The organism is Ruegeria sp. BHSB058, from assembly GCF_059613285.1.
Genome location: NZ_JBXWSF010000029.1, coordinates 1 through 20297, shown reverse-complemented (window position 1 = coordinate 20297; position 20297 = coordinate 1). Strand labels below are relative to the sequence as shown.

The 20297-nt window shown below is 60.5% G+C and carries 21 protein-coding genes; 11 read left to right on the top strand and 10 right to left on the bottom strand.

The genetic code is table 11. The annotated features are described in order from the left end of the window. Positions 1-22: 22 nt before the first annotated feature. Both AC2FNB_RS09595 and AC2FNB_RS09590 read right to left on the bottom strand, forming a co-directional pair. Complete coding sequence (locus AC2FNB_RS09595) at positions 23-613, bottom strand: DUF6691 family protein (protein ID WP_496745927.1); 591 nt, start codon at positions 611-613, stop codon at positions 23-25. Between the two features lie 2 nt (positions 614-615). Further along, positions 616-1167, bottom strand: a complete 552-nt coding sequence (locus tag AC2FNB_RS09590; protein WP_480749647.1) for a YeeE/YedE thiosulfate transporter family protein — start codon at positions 1165-1167, stop codon at positions 616-618. 211 nt (positions 1168-1378) lie between these two features. On the opposite strand from AC2FNB_RS09590, the gene AC2FNB_RS09585 reads away from it, so the two are divergent. The 8 genes from AC2FNB_RS09585 (at position 1379) to AC2FNB_RS09550 (ending at position 10327) form a co-directional block, all read left to right on the top strand. Further along, positions 1379-1882 (top strand): hypothetical protein, encoded by a 504-nt coding sequence (locus AC2FNB_RS09585; RefSeq protein ID WP_496745925.1) that lies wholly within the window; start codon positions 1379-1381, stop codon positions 1880-1882. Positions 1883-2076: 194 nt separating this feature from the next. Further along, positions 2077-2292 (top strand): GDCCVxC domain-containing (seleno)protein, encoded by a 216-nt coding sequence (locus AC2FNB_RS09580; protein WP_480749645.1) that lies wholly within the window; start codon positions 2077-2079, stop codon positions 2290-2292. Positions 2293-2409: 117 nt separating this feature from the next. Then, positions 2410-3729, top strand: a complete 1320-nt coding sequence (locus AC2FNB_RS09575; protein ID WP_496745923.1) for a glutamine synthetase family protein — start codon at positions 2410-2412, stop codon at positions 3727-3729. 59 nt (positions 3730-3788) lie between these two features. Next, the gene (locus AC2FNB_RS09570; protein ID WP_496745921.1) at positions 3789-4469 is read left to right on the top strand and encodes a type 1 glutamine amidotransferase; all 681 of its coding nucleotides are present in this window, start codon (positions 3789-3791) and stop codon (positions 4467-4469) included. Then, a complete protein-coding gene (locus AC2FNB_RS09565) occupies positions 4469-5827 on the top strand; it encodes a glutamine synthetase family protein (RefSeq protein WP_496745920.1) in 1359 nt (452 codons plus the stop codon). The genes AC2FNB_RS09570 and AC2FNB_RS09565 overlap by 1 nt, the downstream gene beginning before the upstream one ends. A 58-nt stretch (positions 5828-5885) precedes the next feature. Then, complete coding sequence (locus AC2FNB_RS09560) at positions 5886-7190, top strand: NAD(P)/FAD-dependent oxidoreductase (protein ID WP_496745918.1); 1305 nt, start codon at positions 5886-5888, stop codon at positions 7188-7190. 110 nt (positions 7191-7300) lie between these two features. Beyond that, positions 7301-8515 carry a DegT/DnrJ/EryC1/StrS family aminotransferase gene (locus AC2FNB_RS09555; RefSeq protein WP_496745916.1) on the top strand — a complete coding sequence of 405 codons (1215 nt, stop codon included), beginning with the start codon at positions 7301-7303 and terminating at the stop codon, positions 8513-8515. A gap of 87 nt (positions 8516-8602) precedes the next feature. Next, positions 8603-10327 (top strand): adenylate/guanylate cyclase domain-containing protein, encoded by a 1725-nt coding sequence (locus tag AC2FNB_RS09550; RefSeq protein ID WP_496745914.1) that lies wholly within the window; start codon positions 8603-8605, stop codon positions 10325-10327. 4 nt (positions 10328-10331) lie between these two features. Here the strand turns inward: AC2FNB_RS09550 and phaR are convergent, their stop codons facing one another. From phaR to AC2FNB_RS09530, 4 genes are all read right to left on the bottom strand, one after another. Beyond that, on the bottom strand, positions 10332-10889 hold the full coding sequence (gene phaR / locus AC2FNB_RS09545; RefSeq protein WP_480749638.1) for a polyhydroxyalkanoate synthesis repressor PhaR: 558 nt from the start codon (positions 10887-10889) through the stop codon (positions 10332-10334). A gap of 216 nt (positions 10890-11105) precedes the next feature. Further along, positions 11106-11891 carry an FkbM family methyltransferase gene (locus AC2FNB_RS09540; RefSeq protein WP_496745912.1) on the bottom strand — a complete coding sequence of 262 codons (786 nt, stop codon included), beginning with the start codon at positions 11889-11891 and terminating at the stop codon, positions 11106-11108. A 341-nt stretch (positions 11892-12232) separates the two neighbouring features. Further along, on the bottom strand, positions 12233-12679 hold the full coding sequence (locus AC2FNB_RS09535; protein WP_496745910.1) for a phasin family protein: 447 nt from the start codon (positions 12677-12679) through the stop codon (positions 12233-12235). 131 nt (positions 12680-12810) lie between these two features. Then, positions 12811-14613 carry a PHA/PHB synthase family protein gene (locus AC2FNB_RS09530; RefSeq protein ID WP_480749635.1) on the bottom strand — a complete coding sequence of 601 codons (1803 nt, stop codon included), beginning with the start codon at positions 14611-14613 and terminating at the stop codon, positions 12811-12813. A 111-nt stretch (positions 14614-14724) separates the two neighbouring features. On the opposite strand from AC2FNB_RS09530, the gene phaZ reads away from it, so the two are divergent. Both phaZ and AC2FNB_RS09520 read left to right on the top strand, forming a co-directional pair. Beyond that, complete coding sequence (gene phaZ / locus AC2FNB_RS09525) at positions 14725-16002, top strand: polyhydroxyalkanoate depolymerase (protein ID WP_496745908.1); 1278 nt, start codon at positions 14725-14727, stop codon at positions 16000-16002. Between the two features lie 3 nt (positions 16003-16005). Continuing rightward, positions 16006-16590 (top strand): DUF6151 family protein, encoded by a 585-nt coding sequence (locus AC2FNB_RS09520; protein WP_480749633.1) that lies wholly within the window; start codon positions 16006-16008, stop codon positions 16588-16590. Here AC2FNB_RS09520 and AC2FNB_RS09515 read toward each other — a convergent pair. From AC2FNB_RS09515 to AC2FNB_RS09500, 4 genes are all read right to left on the bottom strand, one after another. Then, positions 16581-17288: an alpha/beta fold hydrolase gene (locus AC2FNB_RS09515; RefSeq protein WP_496745906.1), complete on the bottom strand. Its 708-nt coding sequence runs from the start codon at positions 17286-17288 to the stop codon at positions 16581-16583. The two genes, AC2FNB_RS09520 and AC2FNB_RS09515, sit on opposite strands and share 10 nt — an antisense overlap. An 83-nt stretch (positions 17289-17371) precedes the next feature. Then, the gene (locus AC2FNB_RS09510; RefSeq protein WP_496745963.1) at positions 17372-17986 is read right to left on the bottom strand and encodes a hypothetical protein; all 615 of its coding nucleotides are present in this window, start codon (positions 17984-17986) and stop codon (positions 17372-17374) included. Between the two features lie 52 nt (positions 17987-18038). Beyond that, positions 18039-19031, bottom strand: coding sequence for an alpha/beta hydrolase (locus AC2FNB_RS09505; protein ID WP_496745904.1), 993 nt, complete (start codon positions 19029-19031; stop codon positions 18039-18041). Further along, a complete protein-coding gene (locus tag AC2FNB_RS09500) occupies positions 19031-19780 on the bottom strand; it encodes an alpha/beta hydrolase (protein WP_496745903.1) in 750 nt (249 codons plus the stop codon). The genes AC2FNB_RS09505 and AC2FNB_RS09500 overlap by 1 nt, the downstream gene beginning before the upstream one ends. A gap of 215 nt (positions 19781-19995) precedes the next feature. Between AC2FNB_RS09500 and AC2FNB_RS09495 the strand changes: the two genes are divergently transcribed. After that, a partial coding sequence (locus AC2FNB_RS09495; protein WP_496745901.1) for a TGS domain-containing protein occupies positions 19996-20297 on the top strand: 302 nt, incomplete at its 3' end.

Here is a 20297-nt window from a genome sequence, read left to right as displayed (position 1 = left end):
GCCACGCGTATTCTGTAGGCGCTTATTCGGCGGGTTGGGTCTCGGCCGCCTGTCCGACCAGCCGCTCAGGCAGGATAAAGGCCACAAGGATGAAAACCAGGCCAAGCGCGATGCCCAGAACATCCCCGGGCAGCCCCGTCAACCCATCGAACTTCGATCCCGGAACCGTGCCCAACGTGACCTTGCCGCCGGCGATGTCGCTTAACAGACCCGAGGCTTTCCATGCTGGATACGTCACCATATAGGCTGCGGCGCCCAGCAACCCGCCGGCAATGAAAAACAGCGCATCCTTGCGTCCGGATGCTGCGGCGACAACGCCGGTGCCCGGGCAATACCCCGAAAACGCCCAGCCCGCGCCCAGCAAAAGACCGCCAATAAACACGCCGACATAGGCCGACTTGACCGACATATGCCCCACATCGACCAGACCCAGCATCTGGCCGCCAAACATCAGGACCGAACCGGTGCCGATCGCCAGCAGGATCGCCTTGGCAAGGTTGAGATTGGTCAGGTTCAGCATCGCATTGATATAAGAGGGGTTCGCGGCCCCCACCCGATCAAGCACCACTCCAAAGGCGGCGCCGATCAGCAGGGCAAGAAGAATCGAAGTCATGGTCAGACCTCCTTTCTGAACATCATGATCGAAACGGGTATGGCGGCGGCAAAGGCTCCGGCGGCAAAGATGTAACCGCTGAGCGCCGTCTGCATCATCCCCGACATCATGTGGCCGGATGTGCATCCCCCCGCCAGGCGCGCGCCGTACAGAACGACGAAACCGCCCAGGAACGCGGCGGCATAGCGTTTGACCGGGCTGTCCCCGAAATTGGCGCGCCAGAGGGCGGGCATGGTGCGTTCGGACGCGCTCAGACCGCCGCGTGCCAGCACAGACAGGAACCCGCCGATCATCATGGCGATCACGAAGACAAAGGAATAGTTGAGCGGATTGGCAACCGATTTGGCGTATTTGCCACCCGATTTCGCCAGATAGGCGTTGGTCGAGGTGTACCCCTCGTCCGTTTGGGTGACGAGTTCCGGATTGACGATATCCGCCACAATCCCGTCAAGGATCACGAATTGCGTCGAAACACCGATGGGCTTGACCAGCAGGACGGCGGCAAAAAAGACCAGTCCCAGCAAAAGCCCTCCGGTTTTCCAGTTCAAAGGCATGGCGTTTCCTTTCGGATTTCACATTCTGCTATCAGAATATAATTCATATTCCAAGAACTGCATGACATAGATCAAGTTCGGATATCTCGGCATGGAGATTTCCGTTTGACAAAACCCGGGCTGGCGTGGCGATCATTGCCCCCGGGGCGCTCCGGCAAGGTCAGGGCTTTCGTTATCTGACAACCGGGCGCCGGAACATGGAGGAAAATCATTGAGTTTTCGTACAACAACAATTGCCCTGGCATTTGGCGCATTGGCGCCTTTGAGTGCTTTGGCCGACACATTTGAGCGATATGGCGAAGTCGAGGGATGGAAGGTCTTCATCGACAACGAAAAGAAATCCTGCCTGATCGAAGCCGTCGACGAGGCCGAGAACGTAGTCCAGATGGGCCTGACCGACGACCGCGGAGTCGCATATGTCGGTGTGTTCACCAAGGCCGAAACCAAAATCAAGAAAGGCGAGAAAGAGGGCGTTGCCATCCTTCTTGGCGACAACCTTTATGTCGGAGAAGCCACCGGCATGCGCGGGAACATAACCAAGGGGTATTCCGGCGGATATGTCCTGACCGACGATCCCGGCTTTGTCGATGCGGTAGCCAAGGAAAAGGTCATGGCGGTGTTCCCTGAAAAAGAGTTCGGATTCACCGTCGATCTGACTGGAACCTACAAGGCCATCGAAATGGCAAGGGAATGCAACGCCAAACAGTTGCAATAGCAACAGAACGCATTGAGCGCGTTTATTGAATGTCTTGTTGAGGGGCAGCGCCCCTCAACGCAACTCGGACGGCGCGCCTGGGAGGCACTCGATCTGCAATCCCTCGCACAATCGCGATTGGACAATCCAGACCGAGGGAACCAGATTCCGTCCCGACGCCTGCCTGCCCGGCGTTTCTTGGTTCCGAGGCCCGTATGACCGATCTCGTTCTTCAAAGCACCCTCACCTGCCCGATTTGCGGCCATGCGCAGGATGAAGTCATGCCGACAGACAGTTGCCAGTGGTTCTATGAGTGCACGTCCTGCGAGACCCTGTTGAAGCCAAAGCCGGGCGACTGCTGCGTGTTCTGTTCCTACGGCACTGTCCCCTGCCCGCCCATCCAGGACGGCCAAAGTTGTTGCGGATCCTGAACCAGTTCCTAACAACCGCCCGCCGGTCGGTTTCAGAGCTGGAAATAATTTGATCAAATGTCGTGACAAGTCATTTTTGCTCGGCTACATCTCTTGCCAAGAGCAATGGAGATACCCATGGACCTGAGCACCCTGCACACTTTCCGCGTCGCGGCTTGCGATCTGAACGGTCAGATGCGTGGCAAGCGCGTTCCGCCCGGTTACGCGGGCAAGCTCGACAAGGGCGCAGTGCGGATGCCGTATTCGGCGCTCAACGTCGATCTGTGGGGATCGGACATTGACGACAGCCCCCTGGTCTTCGAATCCGGCGACGCGGACGGCACCTTGTTGCCAACTGATCGCGGCCCGGTGCCGATGCCCTGGCTCGAAACACCCACCGCGCTGGTCCCGATGTGCCTGTTTCACGACAATGGCACCCCGTTTGCCGGCGATCCGCGCCATGCCCTTGCCGCCGTTCTCGACCGCTATGCCCGGCGGGGATGGTCCGTGGTTGCGGCGACCGAGCTTGAATTTACTCTGCTGGACGCGTCGGGGGAAAGCCCAAGACCGCCGCGCAACCCGATCACAAAGCGGCGTCTGGTCAACGAATCCGTGCTGTCGATGGCCGAAATGGATGCCTTCGACGCCTTCTTTACCGAGCTTTACGACGGTTGCGAAGCGATGGGCATTCCCGCGCAAACCGCCATTTCCGAAAGCGGCATTGGCCAGTTCGAGATCAACCTGAACCACCAGGCCGCCATGCGCTGCGCCGATGATACGTGGCTATTCAAGGCGTTGGTGCGCGGCCTTGCGCGCAAGCACGGATTTGCCGCCACCTTCATGGCAAAACCCTATGCCGATGACGCAGGTAACGGAATGCATGTGCATTTCTCCGTTCTTGACGCGGCGGGCAAAAACATCTTCGACAACGGCGGATCCGAAGGCACCCCGGAATTGCTTTCCGCAGTCGCGGGATGCCTCGCCGCAATGCCGGGCAGTTCGCTGATCTTCGCGCCCCACGGCAACTCCTATGACCGACTGGTTCCCGGCGCACACGCACCGACAGGGGCTTGCTGGGCTTACGAAAACCGCACTGCCGCCATCCGTATCCCCGGCGGCGCACCGGTGGCGCGCAGGATCGAGCATCGGGTCGCAGGTGGCGACATCAACCCTTACCTGATGCTATCCGCTGTGCTTGGCGCAGCCCTTGTCGGCATCGAGGATTCCCTGACCCCGCCCGCCCCGATCTCGGGCAACGCCTACAAGATAGAAGGGCTGCCCCAACTCGCGTCGGATTGGTCTGCGGCGGTTTCAGCTTTCGAAACCGACCCGATGATCGCCCGTATCCTGTCAGCGGATCTGATCCGCTTCATGGCGATGACAAAGCGTCAGGAAATCCTCCGCTTCGCGGACCGCCCCGCCGAGTCGCACTGGCTCAGCTATCTGGAGGCCGTCTGACCCCCCTTGTCGGGTCAGCTCAGATCGGCTAGGTTTAATTTGATCAAATTTGGTGACTCATGAAAATCGGCATTCTTCAAACCGGCCATGCCCCGGACATGCTCATCGACAGCACGGGCGATTATGACGCCATGTTCCGCGCGCTTCTGGGCGGCAACGGGTTCGAGTTTGTAACCTACGCGGTCGTCGACGGCGTCTTTCCACAAGGCCCCGGCGATGCCGATGGCTGGGTGATCACCGGTTCTCGCCACGGGGCTTACGAGGATCTTCCATGGATTCCGAAACTCGAGACCCTGATCCGGGAAATCCGGCAACAGGGGCAGCCGCTGATCGGCGTCTGCTTCGGCCATCAGATCATTGCGCAGGCGCTTGGCGGCAAGGTTGAAAAATTCAAGGGCGGCTGGGCCGTCGGGCGCACCGACTATGATCTGAACGGGGATACCGTCACCTTGAACGCCTGGCATCAGGATCAGGTGACGGAACTTCCCGAAGGGGCAACCGTGCTGGGCAGCAACCAGTTTTGCCGCAACGCGGTGGTGGCCTATGGCGACACCATCTGGACGGTTCAGCCACACCCCGAATATGACAACGACTTCCTGCATGGCCTGATGCGCACACGCGGCAAGGGTGTGGTGCCCGACGATCTGCTGCTCGAGGCAGCGAACCGGCAGGACGGACCAAACGACAGCAAGGCCATCGGACGCTTCATGGCCGATTTTTTGAGGAAAGAGAGGGCCTGATGGCCGATTGGACTGACAACTTACCGCAATCCGCCCGCGATTTTCTCGAAGGGCGGCGGCTGGACGAAGTCGAATGTATCATCTCGGACCTGCCCGGCATTGCCCGCGGCAAGGCGGTACCCGCATCGAAATTCGCACGCCAAACCTATTTCCACCTGCCTGACAGCATCTTCTACCAGACCATCACCGGCGACTGGGGCGAGGCTGCGGGCGAGGACGGGTTCATCGAACGCGACATGATCCTCAAACCGGACATGTCCACCGCCACGGCCGCGCCCTGGACGGGCGACTGGACGCTGCAGGTGATCCACGACGCCTATGACCGCGACGGCGACCCGATTCCGTTCAGCCCGCGCAACGTGCTGAAACGGGTGGTGCAGCTTTATCTCGACAAGGGCTGGAAACCGATCGTCGCGCCCGAGATGGAATTCTATCTGGTGGCACGTAACATCGACCCCGCCAAGGAAATCGAGCCGATGATGGGCCGCTCCGGCCGCCCGGCGGCGGCGCGACAGGCCTATTCGATGACCGCGGTCGACGAATTCGGCCCCGTGATCGACGATATCTATGACTTCGCCGAGGCACAGGGGTTCGAAATCGACGGCATCACCCAGGAAGGCGGCGCCGGTCAGCTCGAGATCAACCTGCGCCACGGCAACCCCGTGAAACTGGCCGACGAGGTGTTCTACTTCAAGCGCCTGATCCGCGAAGCCGCGCTGCGTCACGACTGCTTTGCCACCTTCATGGCCAAGCCGATCGAGGACGAGCCGGGATCGGCAATGCATATCCACCATTCGATCGTGGATATCGAAACCGGGCAGAACCTGTTCTCGGGACCGCAAGGGGGCGAAACCGACGCCTTCTATCACTTCATCGCCGGTCTGCAGAACCACATGCCGGCCGGTCTGGCGGTGATGGCGCCCTATGTGAACTCGTACCGGCGCTATGTGAAGGATCACGCCGCCCCCATCAACCTGGAATGGGGCCGCGACAACCGCACCACCGGCATCCGCGTGCCCCTGTCGGGGCCCGAAAGCCGCCGCATCGAAAACCGCATTGCCGGGATGGATTGCAACCCTTATCTGGGCATCGCGCTGTCGCTGGCCTGCGGGTATCTGGGCCTGATCGAACAGGAACGCCCGCGCCGCCAATTCTATGGCGACGCCTATGAGGGCGATGGCGACATCCCGCAGGTCATGGGCAATGCCCTGGATCTCTTCGACGAGGCCGAAAAGCTGCACGAGGTGCTGGGCCCGGAATTCGCGCGCGTCTATGGCATCGTGAAGCGGGCGGAATACGAGGAGTTCCTGCAGGTGATTTCGCCGTGGGAGCGCGAGCACCTTCTGCTCAACGTCTGAACCGGGCAGCGCGGTCGCACATTTCCAGATGGGAAACGAGTAAAAGACAGGGGGCGGGATGAACCTGCTGTACAGCAATGACCGGCGCGGAGAGTTCCCGCCCAGTTGGTACGCGGCAACGGCGCATGCACAGGCCCCCTGCCCGCCGTTGAGCGGCGATGTGCGGGCGGATGTCTGCGTGGTGGGCGGTGGCTATACCGGCGTCTCTGCCGCGCTGCACCTGGCCGAGGCCGGGTTCGATGTCGTGCTGCTCGAAGCGCATCGCGTTGGCTTTGGCGCCTCGGGGCGCAACGGCGGGCAACTGGGCAGCGCGCAGCGGATGGATCAGGAAGATCTTGAAAAACTCATGGGCGGCGACGACGCGGCCAGGCTGTGGAATTTGGCCGAGGATGCCAAGACGCTGGTCAAGGATCTGATTGCCCGCCACGATATCGACTGCGATCTGAAACCCGGCATTGCCACTTTTGGGTTCAGCGATGCCGAACGGAGCGGCCTGCACGGCCATGCCGAACACCTGCGCGCTCGCTACGGCTATGACCAGATCGAAGCACTGGACGCCGAGGCAGCACAGGGTCTCTGCCCGTCCCCGGCCTACCGGGGCGGCTATCTGGACATGGGGGCGGCGCATCTGCACCCGTTGAATTTCGCGCTGGGGCTTGCCCGCGCGGCGCAAGCGGCGGGCGTTCGCATCTTTGAACAGACCGAAGTGCTGGATATCGAAGAGGCCCGCCCGGCCAGGGTGCGCACGGCCAACGGCTCGATAACGGCCGAGCATGTGGTTTTGGCCTGCAACGGCTATCTGGGTACGCTGAACCGGAAAGTGGCCTCGCGCGTGATGCCGATCAACAACTTCATCGCTGCGACCGAGCCCCTGGGAGAGGATGCCGCGAAAGTACTGACCCGCGATGTGGCCGTTGCCGACACCAAATTCGTGGTGAACTACTTCCGTCTCAGCGGCGATGGGCGGCTTCTGTTCGGTGGCGGCGAAAGTTATGGCTATCGCTTTCCATCCGACATTGCCGCCAAGGTGCGCAAGCCGATGGTCGAAATCTTCCCGCATCTGCGCGATATCCGCATCGACTATGCCTGGGGCGGCACGCTGGCCATCACCATGCGCCGCATGCCCTATCTGACCCGCCTGGCCCCCAACATCCTGTCAGCCTCGGGTTATTCCGGCCACGGCGTCGGCACGGCGACCCATGCCGGGCAACTCATGGCGTTGGCGATTCAGGGACAGGCCGAGGGGTTCGACACCATGTCTCGCGTGCCCGCCATGCCCTTCCCCGGCGGCCCCGCCCTTCGCAATCCGCTGCTGGTTCTGGCCATGACCTGGTTCTCGCTGCGGGACCGTCTCGGCGTCTGAGCCATAATCGTGACAGTTGAGTGAAATTTCGCCGAAACGGCAAAATCAGCCTTGGCATTGCCGTATCCTGAATTTACTTTTTCAGAAGTTAGAATTCAGGAAAGCTAAATATGATACAGCCGCCCAACGTTCACGACGCCGAACCCATCCCCACCGCCGCCCGCGACGCCATCGACGCGCTGCTGCAATCCGGTGACCTGTTCCGCTATACCGCGCCGCAGGACGCGCCCGTGGCGCTGCTCGAAGCCGAGTTTGCCGAGCTTCTGGGCGTGAAATACGCGCTGGCGGTATCTTCCTGCTCTGCCGCTCTGTTCCTGTCTCTCAAGGCGCTGGGTCTGCCGCGCGACGCCCGCGTGCTGATCCCCGGCTTTACCTTTGCCGCTGTGCCGTCCTCGGTCGTGCATGCCGACTGCATTCCGGTGCTCTGTGAAGTGGGCGGTAATTATCGAATTGATATCAACGATTTCACCGCCAAACTGGACAACGTGCAGGCGGTCATCATCAGCCACATGCGCGGCCATACCTCGGACATGGACAGGATCATGGAGCTGTGCGACGCGCGCAGCATCCCGGTGATCGAAGATGCGGCGCATTCGCTTGGCACCACCTGGGCGGATCGCAATATCGGCACCATCGGCAAGGTTGGCTGTTTCTCGTTCCAGTCCTACAAGATGATCAACGCCGGCGAAGGCGGCATCCTGATCACCGATGATGCCGATCTGATCGCACAGGCCGTCATCATGTCGGGCGCCTACGAGCATAACTGGAAAAAGCACAAAGGCCCGCGTGGCGACAACTCGCCCGAGCTGGAACAGGCCTTTGCCCGCTGGCAGAACAAGCTGCCACTCTACAATCTGCGCATGAGCAATCTCAGCGCCGCGGTGATCCGCCCGCAACTGCCGGAACTTGCGCGTCGCGTCTTTCACGGGCTGATCAACCATGATTATGTGGCCGATCGCCTGCAGGCCTCGCCCCATATCCGCGTCCCCGCACCGCTGGCCCCCGAACGCCGCGCCCCGGATTCGATCCAGTTCAATCTTGTCGGCCTGACCGAAGACGAAATTCGCGCTTTTGCGGCTGCGGCAGAGGCCCGCGGTGTCAAGGTTCAGGTTTTCGGCCTGAGCGAGGACAACGCCCGCGCCTTCTGGAACTGGCAGTTCCTGCCCGAACAGGTCGAGTTGCCCCGGACCCGCGCCATGTTGATGCAGGCCTGCGACGTACGCCTGCCGGTGCGCCTGACGCGTGACGAACTGGACGCAATTGCCGACATCCTGCTGGCCGCGATGACAGAGGCGACGCACCCCGTTCCCGTCTACGGCACCTGACACGCCACCTTTGTTGTAGGCAAGTTACCGTTTTTCTGTTGGAATACCCGGTAGTGGGCAAACCTGCCCGCCAACCGGAGGAATCTGATGCCGCGCCGACTGGCCGCCATTCTCGCCGCCGATGTGGTTGGCTTTTCCGCGCTGATGGCGCGGGACGAACAAGGCACCCTGTCCCGGCTCATCAAACTGCGCCAGACCGTGTTCGACCCTCTGGTCACGCAGCATTCGGGCCGGATCGTCAAGTTGATGGGAGACGGCGCACTGGTCGAGTTCGCCAGTGTCGCCGATGCCGTTTCCTGTGCCATCGCCGTTCAGACCCGGTTGCGCGAAGATGCGGCGCAGGACCTGCGCCTGCGCATCGGCGTCAATCTTGGCGACATCATCAACGAGGCGGGCGACATCTATGGCGACGGCGTCAACCTTGCCGCCCGGCTTGAAACCTTGGCCGAACCCGGCGGCATCTGCATATCGGACATCGTCCGGCAGGGAATCGGCCAACGCATCGAGGCCGCGTTCCAGGACGCCGGGCCGCAGAGCCTGAAAAACATCGACCACCCGGTGCGCGTGCATCATTGGATTGCGGATCGGCCAAAAGCGCCCAGCCCACAAGCCGCGGTACCGGACAATCCCGGCATTGCGGTTCTCGCCTTCGATAACATGTCGACCGATCCCGAGCAGGAATATTTCTCGGACGGCATCGCCGAAGACATCATCACCGCCCTGTCGCATTTCCGCGAGTTCTTCGTCATCGCCCGCAACACCACATTTACCTACAAGGGTCAGGCCATCCGTGTCGATCAGGTCTGCCGCGAACTTGGCGTGCGTTACCTTCTCGAAGGCAGTGTGCGCAAGGCCGGCAACCGCGTGCGGGTCACGGCGCAGTTGATCGACGGCGCCACCGGCGCGCATATCTGGGCCGATCGCTATGACCGCGCCATCGACGACATCTTTGCGGTTCAGGATGAGATCACGCAGGCCATCGTGTCCGCGGTCGCACCCGAGACGCTGGGGGCCGAAACCCAGCGCGCTCGCGCCAAGCGGCCCGACAAGCTCTCGTCATGGGACAAGGTGCTTCAGGCCCGCTGGCACCTGGGAAAGTTCACACAATCCGACAACGACACTGCCCGCAAGCTGCTGACCGAGGCCATCGCATCCGATCCCAATCTCGGCGACGCGCATGCGGGTATCGCTGTGTGTGATCTGGTCGCCATGCTGCATATCTGGCGCAGGGACACCAATGCCGCCATCCAATCCGCCAGGTCCGCTGCGGAAATCGCCGTCGATTTGGACAGCAACAACGCGCATGCCCATGCGCTGCTCGGGATGGCCAACCAATTCGCCCGCGAATTTGAAGACGCCGAAACCCATCTGGGTCGCGCCGTCACGCTGAACCCCAATCTTGCGACCGGCTACGGCAACTTTGCCGCATTATATGGTGTGAGCGGTCAATTCGAGGAGTCGCGTGCAGCCTTTGAACGTGCCATCGCTCTTTCGCCCCGTGATCCCTTGCGCGCATTCTGGCGCGGAGGATACGGGATTGCGGCCTATGTCTCGGGTCAATACGAGATTTGCGTCGAAAACGCCCGCACCGGATTGAAGGACACGCCCGCCTATGCCTCTCTGATGCGGCAGGAGGCGGCCGCGCTGGGCATGCTGGGTCTGACAGAGGAGGCACAGGCATCCGTCGTCCGGTTGCTGGAAAAAATGCCAGGTCTGACGATTTCCCAAGTGCGCCAGATCGTTCCCGTTCGCTACCAAGAAGATTGGGAAAGATGGTTGGAAGGCCTGCGCCGCGCGGGCCTTCCCGAATAGACCATCAGCTCAGCTTTGACAGCTTGTTCTGCAACTCGGCCAGCTGCTTCTTGATCTCGTCCAGATCCTCGCCCTTTTCCGATTTCTCTTCCTCGTCGGGTTTTCCCGGCGCCGACCAGTTTCCGGACAAACCGCCCGTCATCGCCTTCAGAAACGCCTGTTGCTGCGCCTGCATCGCCTCGAACCCGGGAATCTTGCTCATCGGGTTCATTGCGTTCATGTTCTCCATCATCTTGGTCTGGCTTTCGCGCAGCATCTCGAACGAGCTTTGCAGGAATTGCGGCATCATACCCCCACCGGGCAGCATGTAGCTGCGCACCAGATCGTTGAGCACCCCCACCGGCAGAACGTTTTCGCCTCGGCTTTCATGTTCGGCAATGATTTGAAGCAGATATTGACGGGTCAGGTCATCACCGCTTTTCAGATCGACGATCTGAACCTCGCGCCCGCTCCGGATGAAACCGGCGATATCTTCCAGCGTCACGTAGTCGCTGGTTTCCGTGTTATAAAGCCGTCGGCTGGCATAGCGTTTGATCAGCAGCGGTTTTTCCTGTTCAGCCACCCCGTTCCCTCCCAAGGATGATGCAATGCAGCAGAGGTTATGCGAGTGCAGAAGAAAAAGAAAGACCGACGAAACCGGGTGGAGACTGGATGATCCAGAACCGCAGCCCCACGTTGTGAACGAGGGAGCCTCCGAGCGGCAGGCTACGGTCTTTGGCATTCCATCGGTGGCAATCAGCACAACCGGCCGATACCGATCCGAATTCTCATCCATTGATCAGGTTGGCGCCTGCTCGACAAGATCACGCATCCGACTATGCACAGAGTCCACCAATTCCCTGTGCTCTGCGACCACATCTTTTCTGGCATACACGATATTGAACTGGTCAACATATTCGATGTCGCCAACGATAGGGACGAAGCCCTCCCCCTCGAGCAAAGAGGCAACTTCAAGATACGTTCTCTGATCCCGCCAACGTGGACGGTGTTCCATCTCAACCTTGAGAATTAAGGTTTCTGGATCTCCAAGCGTTTTCTCTGCGCCCTTCAGAACCTCGAAAGCAAATCCTTCAACATCCACCCAAAGCGCCAAACTGCCTTTCAGCCCATGGTTCAATCGCAAATCATCTATCGTAGTCGTCTGAACCTTGATTGTTGTTTCACCATCCGTCTTTGATCGAAATGATGCAGCCCCCAGATTCTTGTCGGGGATATGAAAATCAAGTGTTCCGGCCTTTTCCGCAAGCCCTACGTTCAGAACCTCTGCGCCAAGCTCGCTCACGTTTCGCGTTTTGCGTTCAAAAATATCAGGGTTCGCTTCAATAGTAATGGCTCTTGCCCCGCCATTATTCAGAAATTTGCGTGAGGCCGTCGCCTCATGCGCTCCACATTCCATGAAATTCTGAATGCGCGCTTTCTCGAGAAAACTAAAGAAAAAGTCATCGAGAATTCGTGCACTTCCCTTTCTGTAGAATTTTGCGTTCCCACGGCGGGATCGTTCCCCACACACACCCGCAAATAGTTGAAGGGTGTGGTTGCGAATTTCTTCAGTTGTCTTGTGCAATGGACTGTTCATTTCTTTCTAGAACCAGAGGGCTTTCTTTCTGCGGAAAACGGCAAATCCTACGCAGCGAATTTCCGGTCGGAAAATCTAGGGCCTTGACTTGGAAATCAAGTACTTTCGCAAATTCGTCAACTTAGACCTGGTGACTGGCAACAGTATCCTATTGCCTTCTTGTCCGGTGGTTCCGGACCAGCCCCAGTTCAGTGTTGTCATCTCCGCTTGGGACTGGAAACTGACAAACACTCTTTGCCAACATGCCCAAAAAGAAAGGGCAGATCTTGCGATCTGCCCTCAGCGATTGCACCGATTTGGGAGGAGAGGGTGCAATTTCGCGGTCGTGCTTACTTGGCTGCCGAAGCTTTCTTGGCAGCAGCGGTCACCTCGTTGGTGGCCTTCTTGACAGCGGCGGTTGCATCTTCGGTGATGTCCTTGCCAGCGGCCATCAGCAGCTCGACGGTTTCGGTCTGAACTTTCTTGGCGATTTCAGCGAAAGCGGCCATGTTCTCGGCGGCAACTTCGGCCGAGGCGCTTGCGAAATCGGTTGCGGCTTTTGCGTAATCGGCCGGCTCTGCCTTGGCTTTCGACATCTCGGTCAGCTTGGCCAGGGTTTCCTTGGTCCACTTGTTCGAGATTTCAGCCGACTTCCCGGCAGCGTCCAGGGCAACGCCCGACAGCTTTTCGTTCAGGCTTGCGGTCGATTTGAACGCGTCTTCCATGGCTTTGGTGTCAACCGGGAATGCGCCCATCATGTCTTTCATGATCGCGGTAAAGTCTTGGGTCTTTGCCATTGTCCTAATCCTCTTTTGCTGTCCGGGCCCACCCCGGTGTTCATCAGCTTGAGAGGAATATGCTTTCTGCATCGCAGCATTTCAAGTTTTTTCTCGCTGCGATGCAGAAAAAGTTTGGTTTCAAAATGAAATCAGTCGCTTGCCTTGACCGCGACGTAGGTTCCCGGGGCGGAGGTCAGGCGCGGGTGATCCGAATCGCCAGTATCGCGCGCGGGAACCTGCTTGCCCGACCGCGTCTTCAGCCAGGCTTCCCACATTGGCCACCAGGAGCCTTCATTGAAATCCGCTTCTTTCATCCAGGTGTCGGCATCAGCTTTCATGTCGGGATTGGTGTAATGGCCGTATTTCTTCTTGCTGGGCGGGTTGACGATGCCCGCGATATGGCCCGACTCCGAAACCACGAAGGTCTTTGACCGTGACCCCATCTGCTGCACCCCGCGATAGCAATCCTTCCACGCCGCAATGTGGTCGGTCTCGCACGTGATCGCCATCAGCGGAACATCCACATCCCGCACATGCAGCTTGTGCCCCATCAGTTCGAACCCGTCGGTGACGAACTCGTTGCGCTGACACAGCCCGCGCAGGTATTGCATCGCCATCTTGCCCGGCAGGTTGGCCCCGTCGCCGTTCCAGTACAGCAGGTCGAAGGCGGGTGGTGTTTCCCCCATCATGTAGCTGCGGATCGCCGGAGAATAGATCAGGTCGTTCGAGCGCAGATAGGAAAAGGTGCGCGCCATGATCCACGACCGCAGAACGCCGTCCTTGGCCACCTGATCCTCGATCCCGTCGATGAAATCGTCCTGCAGGAACGGCGTGAACTCGCCCTGATCCGAGAAATCGGTCAGCGCGGTAAAGAAGGTGGCCGACTTCACCGACTTGTCGCCGCGCTGCTTGAGCAGCGACAGCGTCAGGCTCAGCGTCGTGCCGGCGATGCAATAGCCCACGGCATTGACCTGCTTGACATTGCAGATTTTCTTGACCTCTTCGATGGCGGTCAGGAACCCGTCCTGGATATAGTCCTCCATCCCGACGTCGGCGTAAGAGGAATCGGGGTTGACCCAGCTGACCACGAACAGGGTATAGCCCTGCTCGGTGATCCACTTGATCAGGCTGTTCTGCGCCTTGAGGTCAAGAATATAGAACTTGTTGATCCAGGGTGGGAACAGAACGATGGGGGTTTCGTGCACTGTCTCGGTGACCGGCTTGTACTGGATCAGTTCCATCATCCGGTTGCGATAAACGACATCGCCCGGCGTCGTGGCAATATTGCCGCCGATCTCGAACGCGTTCTCATCCGCCAGCCGCACAACAAGCTCGCCATTGTTGGCCTCAAGATCCGAGACCAGGTTTTCAAGCCCCTTGATCAGGGATTTCCCTTCGGTCTCGACGGCCTTTTCCAGCGCATCCGGGTTGGTTGCCAGGAAATTCGTTGGCGCCATCATGTCGATGATCTGCTTCGAGAAGTAATTCAGACGCCGGCGATCCTTGTCGTCGATATCCTCCACCGACGCGACCGCCTGCGCAATCGCTTCGGCGTTTGTCTGGTATTGCTGGCGGATCAGCCGGAAATAGGGGTTCGTGTCCCACAAAGGGTTGGAAAAGCGCCGATCTTTCGGGCCCTCGTCCTCTGACACCCCAGCGCCCTTCGCCATCGCCTGCTGCGCTGCGGCGAAATTCATCACCGATTTACCCCAATATTCGATCTGTTGTTCCAGCAACTTGGCGGGATTCTGCCAAGCCTCGGCCCAATAAGCCGTTGCTGCCTTTGCAAAAAGCTCTTGATTCGGGGCGTCCAGCGCCGGGGTATGCGGTTTTTTCCCGGCCATGATCTCGACAAGGCGCTTGGACAGCTCTTCGACCTTGGCCATGTTTTCTTTAAGCTGTTCAATATGTTCGCCACTCAGTTCCGGCGTCTTGTCGTCTGTAGTTGTCATTTTAAGGAAATCCCCCTAACCTCGCTGCTATGCAGAATAACGTCGTAGGTTGCTGGGGGCAAAGCGACGATTGGTCCGAACTCTCAAAATGGGACTCTGGAGGCCCGTTTCATGCGCTACATGATGACCTACGACCTGATGGAAACGGCCCGCAACACGAACCAATGGCTTGGCGCCACCGCCAATTCCATGGCCTCCTACCCACTGTTCAGCATGTTCCCCAACCCCGCCTTCAACTGGATGGCGGCCTGGGGCGAAGTCACGGAACGCACCTTTCAGCGCATGGTTGCCAAGCCCGATTGGGGCATTCGCACCTTCACCTGTGAAGACGGCAAGGATCACCTTGTCGAAATCGACACGGTCGTCGAACGCCCCTTTGGCGACCTGATCCACTTCAAGGTCAACGGGCGCGAGGAACAGCCGCACAAGGTATTGCTGGTCGCGCCCATGTCGGGCCACTATGCCACGCTGTTGCGCTCGACGGTGAAAAGCCTGCTGGTCAATTGCGAAGTCTACATCACCGATTGGCACAATGCGCGTGACATTCCAGTTTCCGCGGGCAAGTTCGATGTCGAAGATTACACGCTCTACCTCGTTGATTTCATGCGCGCACTTGGAGCGGACACCCATGTCATCGCGGTCTGTCAGCCCGCGCCGCTGACGCTGGCCGCCACTGCCTATCTGGCCGAGCTTGACCCAAAAGCGCAGCCCAGCACGCTAACCCTGATCGGCGGCCCGGTGGACCCAGACGCAACCCCGACCGAAGTCACCGACTTCGGTCGACGCGTGACCATGGGCCAGCTGGAACAGTCGATGATTCAGCGCGTCGGCTTCAAGTACAAGGGCGTCGGGCGCATGGTTTATCCAGGCCTGCTGCAACTCGCGTCATTCATGTCGATGAACGCCGAGCGTCACTCCAAGGCCTTTTCGGACCAGATCCACCGCGTGATGCGTGACGAGGCGTCGGATCACGACGCGCACAACCGATTCTATGACGAATATCTCGCCGTGATGGACATGACTGCCGAATTCTACCTGTCGACGGTCGAACGGGTGTTCAAGAACCGCGAAATTGCGCGCAACGAATTCATCGTCGATGGACACAAGGTGGATCTCGGCAAGATCACCGACGTGGCCATCATGTCCGTCGAAGGGGCCGATGATGACATTTCGGCCCCGGGCCAATGCATCGCCGCGCTCGACCTCAGCACTGGTGTACCCGCCAGCAAAAAGGCCAGCCATATCGAACCCGGCGCGGGCCATTACGGCATCTTCGCCGGCCGCAGCTGGCGTGACAACATTCGCCCGCTGGTGATTGACTTCATGACGAAAAACGTCCGCCGCCCGGCCAGCGCCAAAAAAGCGGCGAACAAGAACTCCGCGGCCTGATCCGTGCCGGTCCATGGCGGCACGCCGCTCTCTTTCGCCTGTACTTGCGGGAAGCTGACCGGCCATATCACCGCTGCTGGTGTGGCATCCGGCACCCGCGTCGCCTGCTTCTGCCCGGATTGTCGCGCGGCGGAACTTTATTTCGGGCAACCCGACCCGGCCCCCGGGCCGGTCGACATTTTCCAGCTCAGCCCGGATACCGTCGTGATCGACAGCGGCAAGGAACACCTCGCGCTTATGCAGCTGGGACCGAAAGGGTTGTATCGCTGGTACGCGCGCTGCTGCAACAGCCCCATTGGCAACACGATGAAGTCGCCCAAAATCCCGTTTGCCGGGATATGCGTCAAGCGCCTGAGCGAGCCCGAGCGTCTGGGGCCTGTCATCTCCAAAGGCTATGTTCTGGGTAACGACGGCGTTCGGCGACACGAAAACCTGCGCCCCGCCCTTATGGCAGTCTTGCGCAGAGCGATCTCGGCCCGGCTGTCAGGCCGATGGCGCAAGACCCCGTTCTTCGACATCGCCACCGGACATCCCTCGGCCCGACCCACGGTGCTGAGCAAAGAAGAACGCGCTGCCCTCTACCCCTGATGCGGCCTGCCCAGCCAGCGTTTCAAGGCGCCCGTCACCTTGTCCGGCGCCTCCATTGTTGGCAGGTGGCCCGCCTCTTCGATGATCGCCAGTTCCGCATGCGGAATCAGTTCCGACATGAACGTATGGCGCCTGACCGGCGTCAGCCCGTCATGCGCCCCGCACAGAACCAGCGTCGGCACCTTGATCTTGCACAACGTGCCCTGCTGGTCCGGTCGCCGCTGCAAGGCCCGCATCTGGCGCACGAATACCTCTGACCCCAGATCCATCGCCATCCTGTAGAACCGGTTCAGCACATCCATCCTGCGCGGCCCCGGCGCCAAAAACTCGGCCCGGAAGGTCTCGTGCATCACGTCTTCCAGCCGCCCGGCCTTGGCCCGAACCATCAGCGGCTCGCGCGATGCCGCGATCTGCGGTGTATCCGACAGGGCATCGGTATCCATCAGGCACAACCGCGACACCCTGTCCGGCGCGCGCCGAATGATTTCCATCGCGACAATCCCACCCATGCTGAGACCCGCCAGGGCGAACCGGCGCGGCAACTGGTCCAGCAACCCCGAGGCGATCTCCTCAACCCTTTCCCCTTGCGTGATCGCCCCGACCGTCACCGCCCGCTCGCGCGAGAAACACCGCAACTGTTCCTCGAACAGGCGCGCATCGCACATCATTCCGGGCAGGAGAACCACAGGCTCGACCATCTGAACCGTCCTTGCAAACAGCGCTTCACCTGGCGCATACGGTCCCAGAATGAGACCTTGCCCACGATCAGGCAAGCGGAACGTTACGGATAGCGAATGCCGCGAAACTCGGGGAAATCCGCGTATCGCGCGCGGCGCGATTCACGTGGCTCCCCCGGTTCCGCCCCTGGCGCCAGCAACCGCCCGCGCGGCGCGATATAGCTGTCGATGCGCCTGAGCGGTTTGGGCCGCCACACCAGATTGAAGGCACAGAGCTTGGGAAAGAACCAGATCTCGGAGTAATCCAGATGGTCATGCATCCACCATGCCAGATCGCGCCAGTCCTGCCCCTGCGCAAAACGGTCGGCAAACCAAGGGATCACCACCGAAGCTCCGGCGATGCGGGCATCTCCTTCGCCCCGGTCCCAGATATGGCATTCCAGCGGATGATCGTTGCGCGCGCAGTTCAGCCGATTCTCGTTGCCGAACCGGTTGAGCGCCGCCGAGCGATAGCCCGACCGCACCGCCACCCGGCCAAAGGTTTCCTCCAGCGGGTCCATCAGCGCCTCACAAAACGCCCGCCCCGTCTCGATCGCCAGATCAGGATTGTCGGGAATGTTCTGCCGCTCGTGAAAATTCCCGATTTCCGAATACAGAAAATCCCGCATGAAAAAATGCCGCGACAAACGCACCCGGCCCAGCGTTTCAAGACTCCACATGCTGCCGGGTTTGCGCATCATGCCCTCCGATAGCTGGTCGCGCACCGCTCCATCACTCGATCCCCTGCTGCGTCAGCCAGTCCAAAATGCCGCTGACCGCCGCCTCGGTCTGGCCGGGTGACACCAGATCACCGGCAATCACATGCGATGACGGGTCATCCCCGTCCCCCATCGTCACCAGATGCTCGGTCACCGCCCCGCCCCAGCGCCCTGCGATCTGATGCGTCATGTCGGGCCGCACCACCTGATCGTCGGGCGAATACCAGAACAAGGCCGGGATCGTTACCCCCGAGAAATCCAGCGCCACGACCGCCCTGACCAGCGCCGACATCGGCACCACCGCCTCCCAGGAATAATGCGTGGCCCAAAAGGTGTTGATGTCGGGATCAGGGTCCGGCGCGCCCCGCTCCCCTCCCATCACCAGCGGCAGCCACAGGCGCGCGCCCGGCAGGGTCGGCACCCAAGCCGCGCGGTCATTCACCCCGAAATTCGGCGATACGAAAACCAGCGCGGCAATGCCCTCGCTCATCTCCGCATCCACCGCCGCAGCCGCCGCCAGCGCGCCCCCGGTCGAGGTTGAGATCACCACCACCTTCTCCCCCACCGCCCGCGCCGCGGCCAGCGCCTCGGCGGTGTCGCGCAACCACCCCGATGCGGTGCCTTCGGCCATGGCGTCGCCGCCGCGCCCATGCCCTTGCAGACGCGTATAAACCAGGTTCGCCGCCAACGCCTCTGCCACCCGATCGGGCACCGGGCGGATTTCCTCGGAAGTGGCCGAAAACCCGTGAATGTACAGAACCGAATAGGGCGTACGCTGCTCTTCCGCGCCCGGCTGCCAGATCACCCGCTTTTCAACGCCCGGAGTGATGTCGTCAAACTGTGCTTCGACACTCTCGAAATAGACCTGCACCCCCTCGCCGAACTTGCGCCGATCAAACCGGGGGGACAGATCGACCTCTTCATACGGCCCGAACCACCACAGCACCCCCGCAGCGGCCAACAGAACCAGCAAAAGGCGTCCCAGAAACTTCCCGAACGCCCGCATCACCCCGCTCCCATCACATCCAGCACCGCCGCCTCGATCAGACCCAGGCATGGGCCGTCCGAAAACCGGTGATCGGCATCCTTGACCAGCAGCAGGCGCATGTCCCCGCAGGTCGCATGGTCCAGCAGGCGGACTGCCGTTTCCGTCGACACCGCCGTGTCCGCCGTACCCTGCAGGCACCGTACCGGAAAAGGCAGATCCAGCCGCGTGCGCAGCACCAGCCGGTTGCGCCCATCCTCGATCATTCGCCGGGTGACCACGTAAGGCTCCATGTAATCCGACGGCAACTCCACCCGACCCGACGCAGCCAGGGCCGCTTTCTGATCGTCGGTAAACGACGCCCACCAGCCATCCTCGGTGAAATCCGGCGCCGCCGCGATGGTGACCATCCCGGCAATCCGTCCGGGGCATGCCCGCGCCAGCAACAATGCCTGCCACCCTCCCATGGATGAGCCGACCACGATCAGCGGCCCATCGGTCAGCGCCGAAACCGCCGCCACCGTATCCTCGTGCCAATCGCCGATACAGCCTTCCTCGAAGTGACCCGAGCTTTCCCCGTGACCGGAATAGTCGAACCGCAGATAGGCCTGCCCGCGCGCCTTCGCCCAGGCCTCCAGATGCACTGCCTTGGTGCCCTCCATATCCGACTTGAGGCCCCCCAGGAAAACGATCACCGGCCCCGCGCCCTCAGTCTTGTGATAGGCCAGCCGCCGTCCCTGCTCCGTCTCCAGAAAATTCGTTGCCGTCATCAAACAGTCTCCTTCATCGCCCGCATCATGCACGCGGGTCCCGCAAGCGCAATCGCCCCTGCCTTCTTTCTGGTCCAAAATACCCCGGGGAGCGCGAGGGGCAGCGCCCCTCGCTCCCGCCCTTGACACAGGCACCGGCACCTGCCAAACGACCCGAACGCAAATAACCCGCAACCGGGCGTTCAGTGGGCGCCAAACCGACGAGGAGAGCCGATATGGCCCTGGACTCACAGTCAGTCTCCCTAACCTTTCCCGATGGCAATGCACGATCCTATGACGCAGGCGTCACGCCCGCGCAGGTCGCCGCCGACATTTCGACTTCGCTCGCGAAAAAGGCCATCTCGGCCACGGTGAACGGCCGGCACTGGGACCTGCAATGGCCCATCGAGACCGACGCCGACATCGCCATCCACACCCTCAAGGACGAGGCGCAGGCCAACGAGCTGATCCGCCACGACCTCGCCCATGTCATGGCGCGTGCGGTGCAGGAAATCTGGCCCGCAACCAAGGTCACCAT

Bases quoted from the DNA above. Each gene is read 5' to 3' on its own strand.
- AC2FNB_RS09505 (WP_496745904.1), bottom strand. From the start codon at position 19,031: ATGCGGGCGTTCGGGAAGTTTCTGGGACGCCTTTTGCTGGTTCTGTTG.
- AC2FNB_RS09555 (WP_496745916.1), top strand. From the start codon at position 7,301: ATGATACAGCCGCCCAACGTTCACGACGCCGAACCCATCCCCACCGCC.
- AC2FNB_RS09560 (WP_496745918.1), top strand. From the start codon at position 5,886: ATGAACCTGCTGTACAGCAATGACCGGCGCGGAGAGTTCCCGCCCAGT.
- AC2FNB_RS09550 (WP_496745914.1), top strand. From the start codon at position 8,603: ATGCCGCGCCGACTGGCCGCCATTCTCGCCGCCGATGTGGTTGGCTTT.
- AC2FNB_RS09570 (WP_496745921.1), top strand. From the start codon at position 3,789: ATGAAAATCGGCATTCTTCAAACCGGCCATGCCCCGGACATGCTCATC.
- AC2FNB_RS09510 (WP_496745963.1), bottom strand. From the start codon at position 17,986: ATGTGGAGTCTTGAAACGCTGGGCCGGGTGCGTTTGTCGCGGCATTTT.
- AC2FNB_RS09515 (WP_496745906.1), bottom strand. From the start codon at position 17,288: ATGGTCGAGCCTGTGGTTCTCCTGCCCGGAATGATGTGCGATGCGCGC.
- AC2FNB_RS09535 (WP_496745910.1), bottom strand. From the start codon at position 12,679: ATGGCAAAGACCCAAGACTTTACCGCGATCATGAAAGACATGATGGGC.
- AC2FNB_RS09500 (WP_496745903.1), bottom strand. From the start codon at position 19,780: ATGACGGCAACGAATTTTCTGGAGACGGAGCAGGGACGGCGGCTGGCC.
- phaZ (WP_496745908.1), top strand. From the start codon at position 14,725: ATGCGCTACATGATGACCTACGACCTGATGGAAACGGCCCGCAACACG.
- AC2FNB_RS09565 (WP_496745920.1), top strand. From the start codon at position 4,469: ATGGCCGATTGGACTGACAACTTACCGCAATCCGCCCGCGATTTTCTC.
- AC2FNB_RS09590 (WP_480749647.1), bottom strand. From the start codon at position 1,167: ATGCCTTTGAACTGGAAAACCGGAGGGCTTTTGCTGGGACTGGTCTTT.
- AC2FNB_RS09580 (WP_480749645.1), top strand. From the start codon at position 2,077: ATGACCGATCTCGTTCTTCAAAGCACCCTCACCTGCCCGATTTGCGGC.
- AC2FNB_RS09575 (WP_496745923.1), top strand. From the start codon at position 2,410: ATGGACCTGAGCACCCTGCACACTTTCCGCGTCGCGGCTTGCGATCTG.
- AC2FNB_RS09595 (WP_496745927.1), bottom strand. From the start codon at position 613: ATGACTTCGATTCTTCTTGCCCTGCTGATCGGCGCCGCCTTTGGAGTG.
- AC2FNB_RS09530 (WP_480749635.1), bottom strand. From the start codon at position 14,613: ATGACAACTACAGACGACAAGACGCCGGAACTGAGTGGCGAACATATT.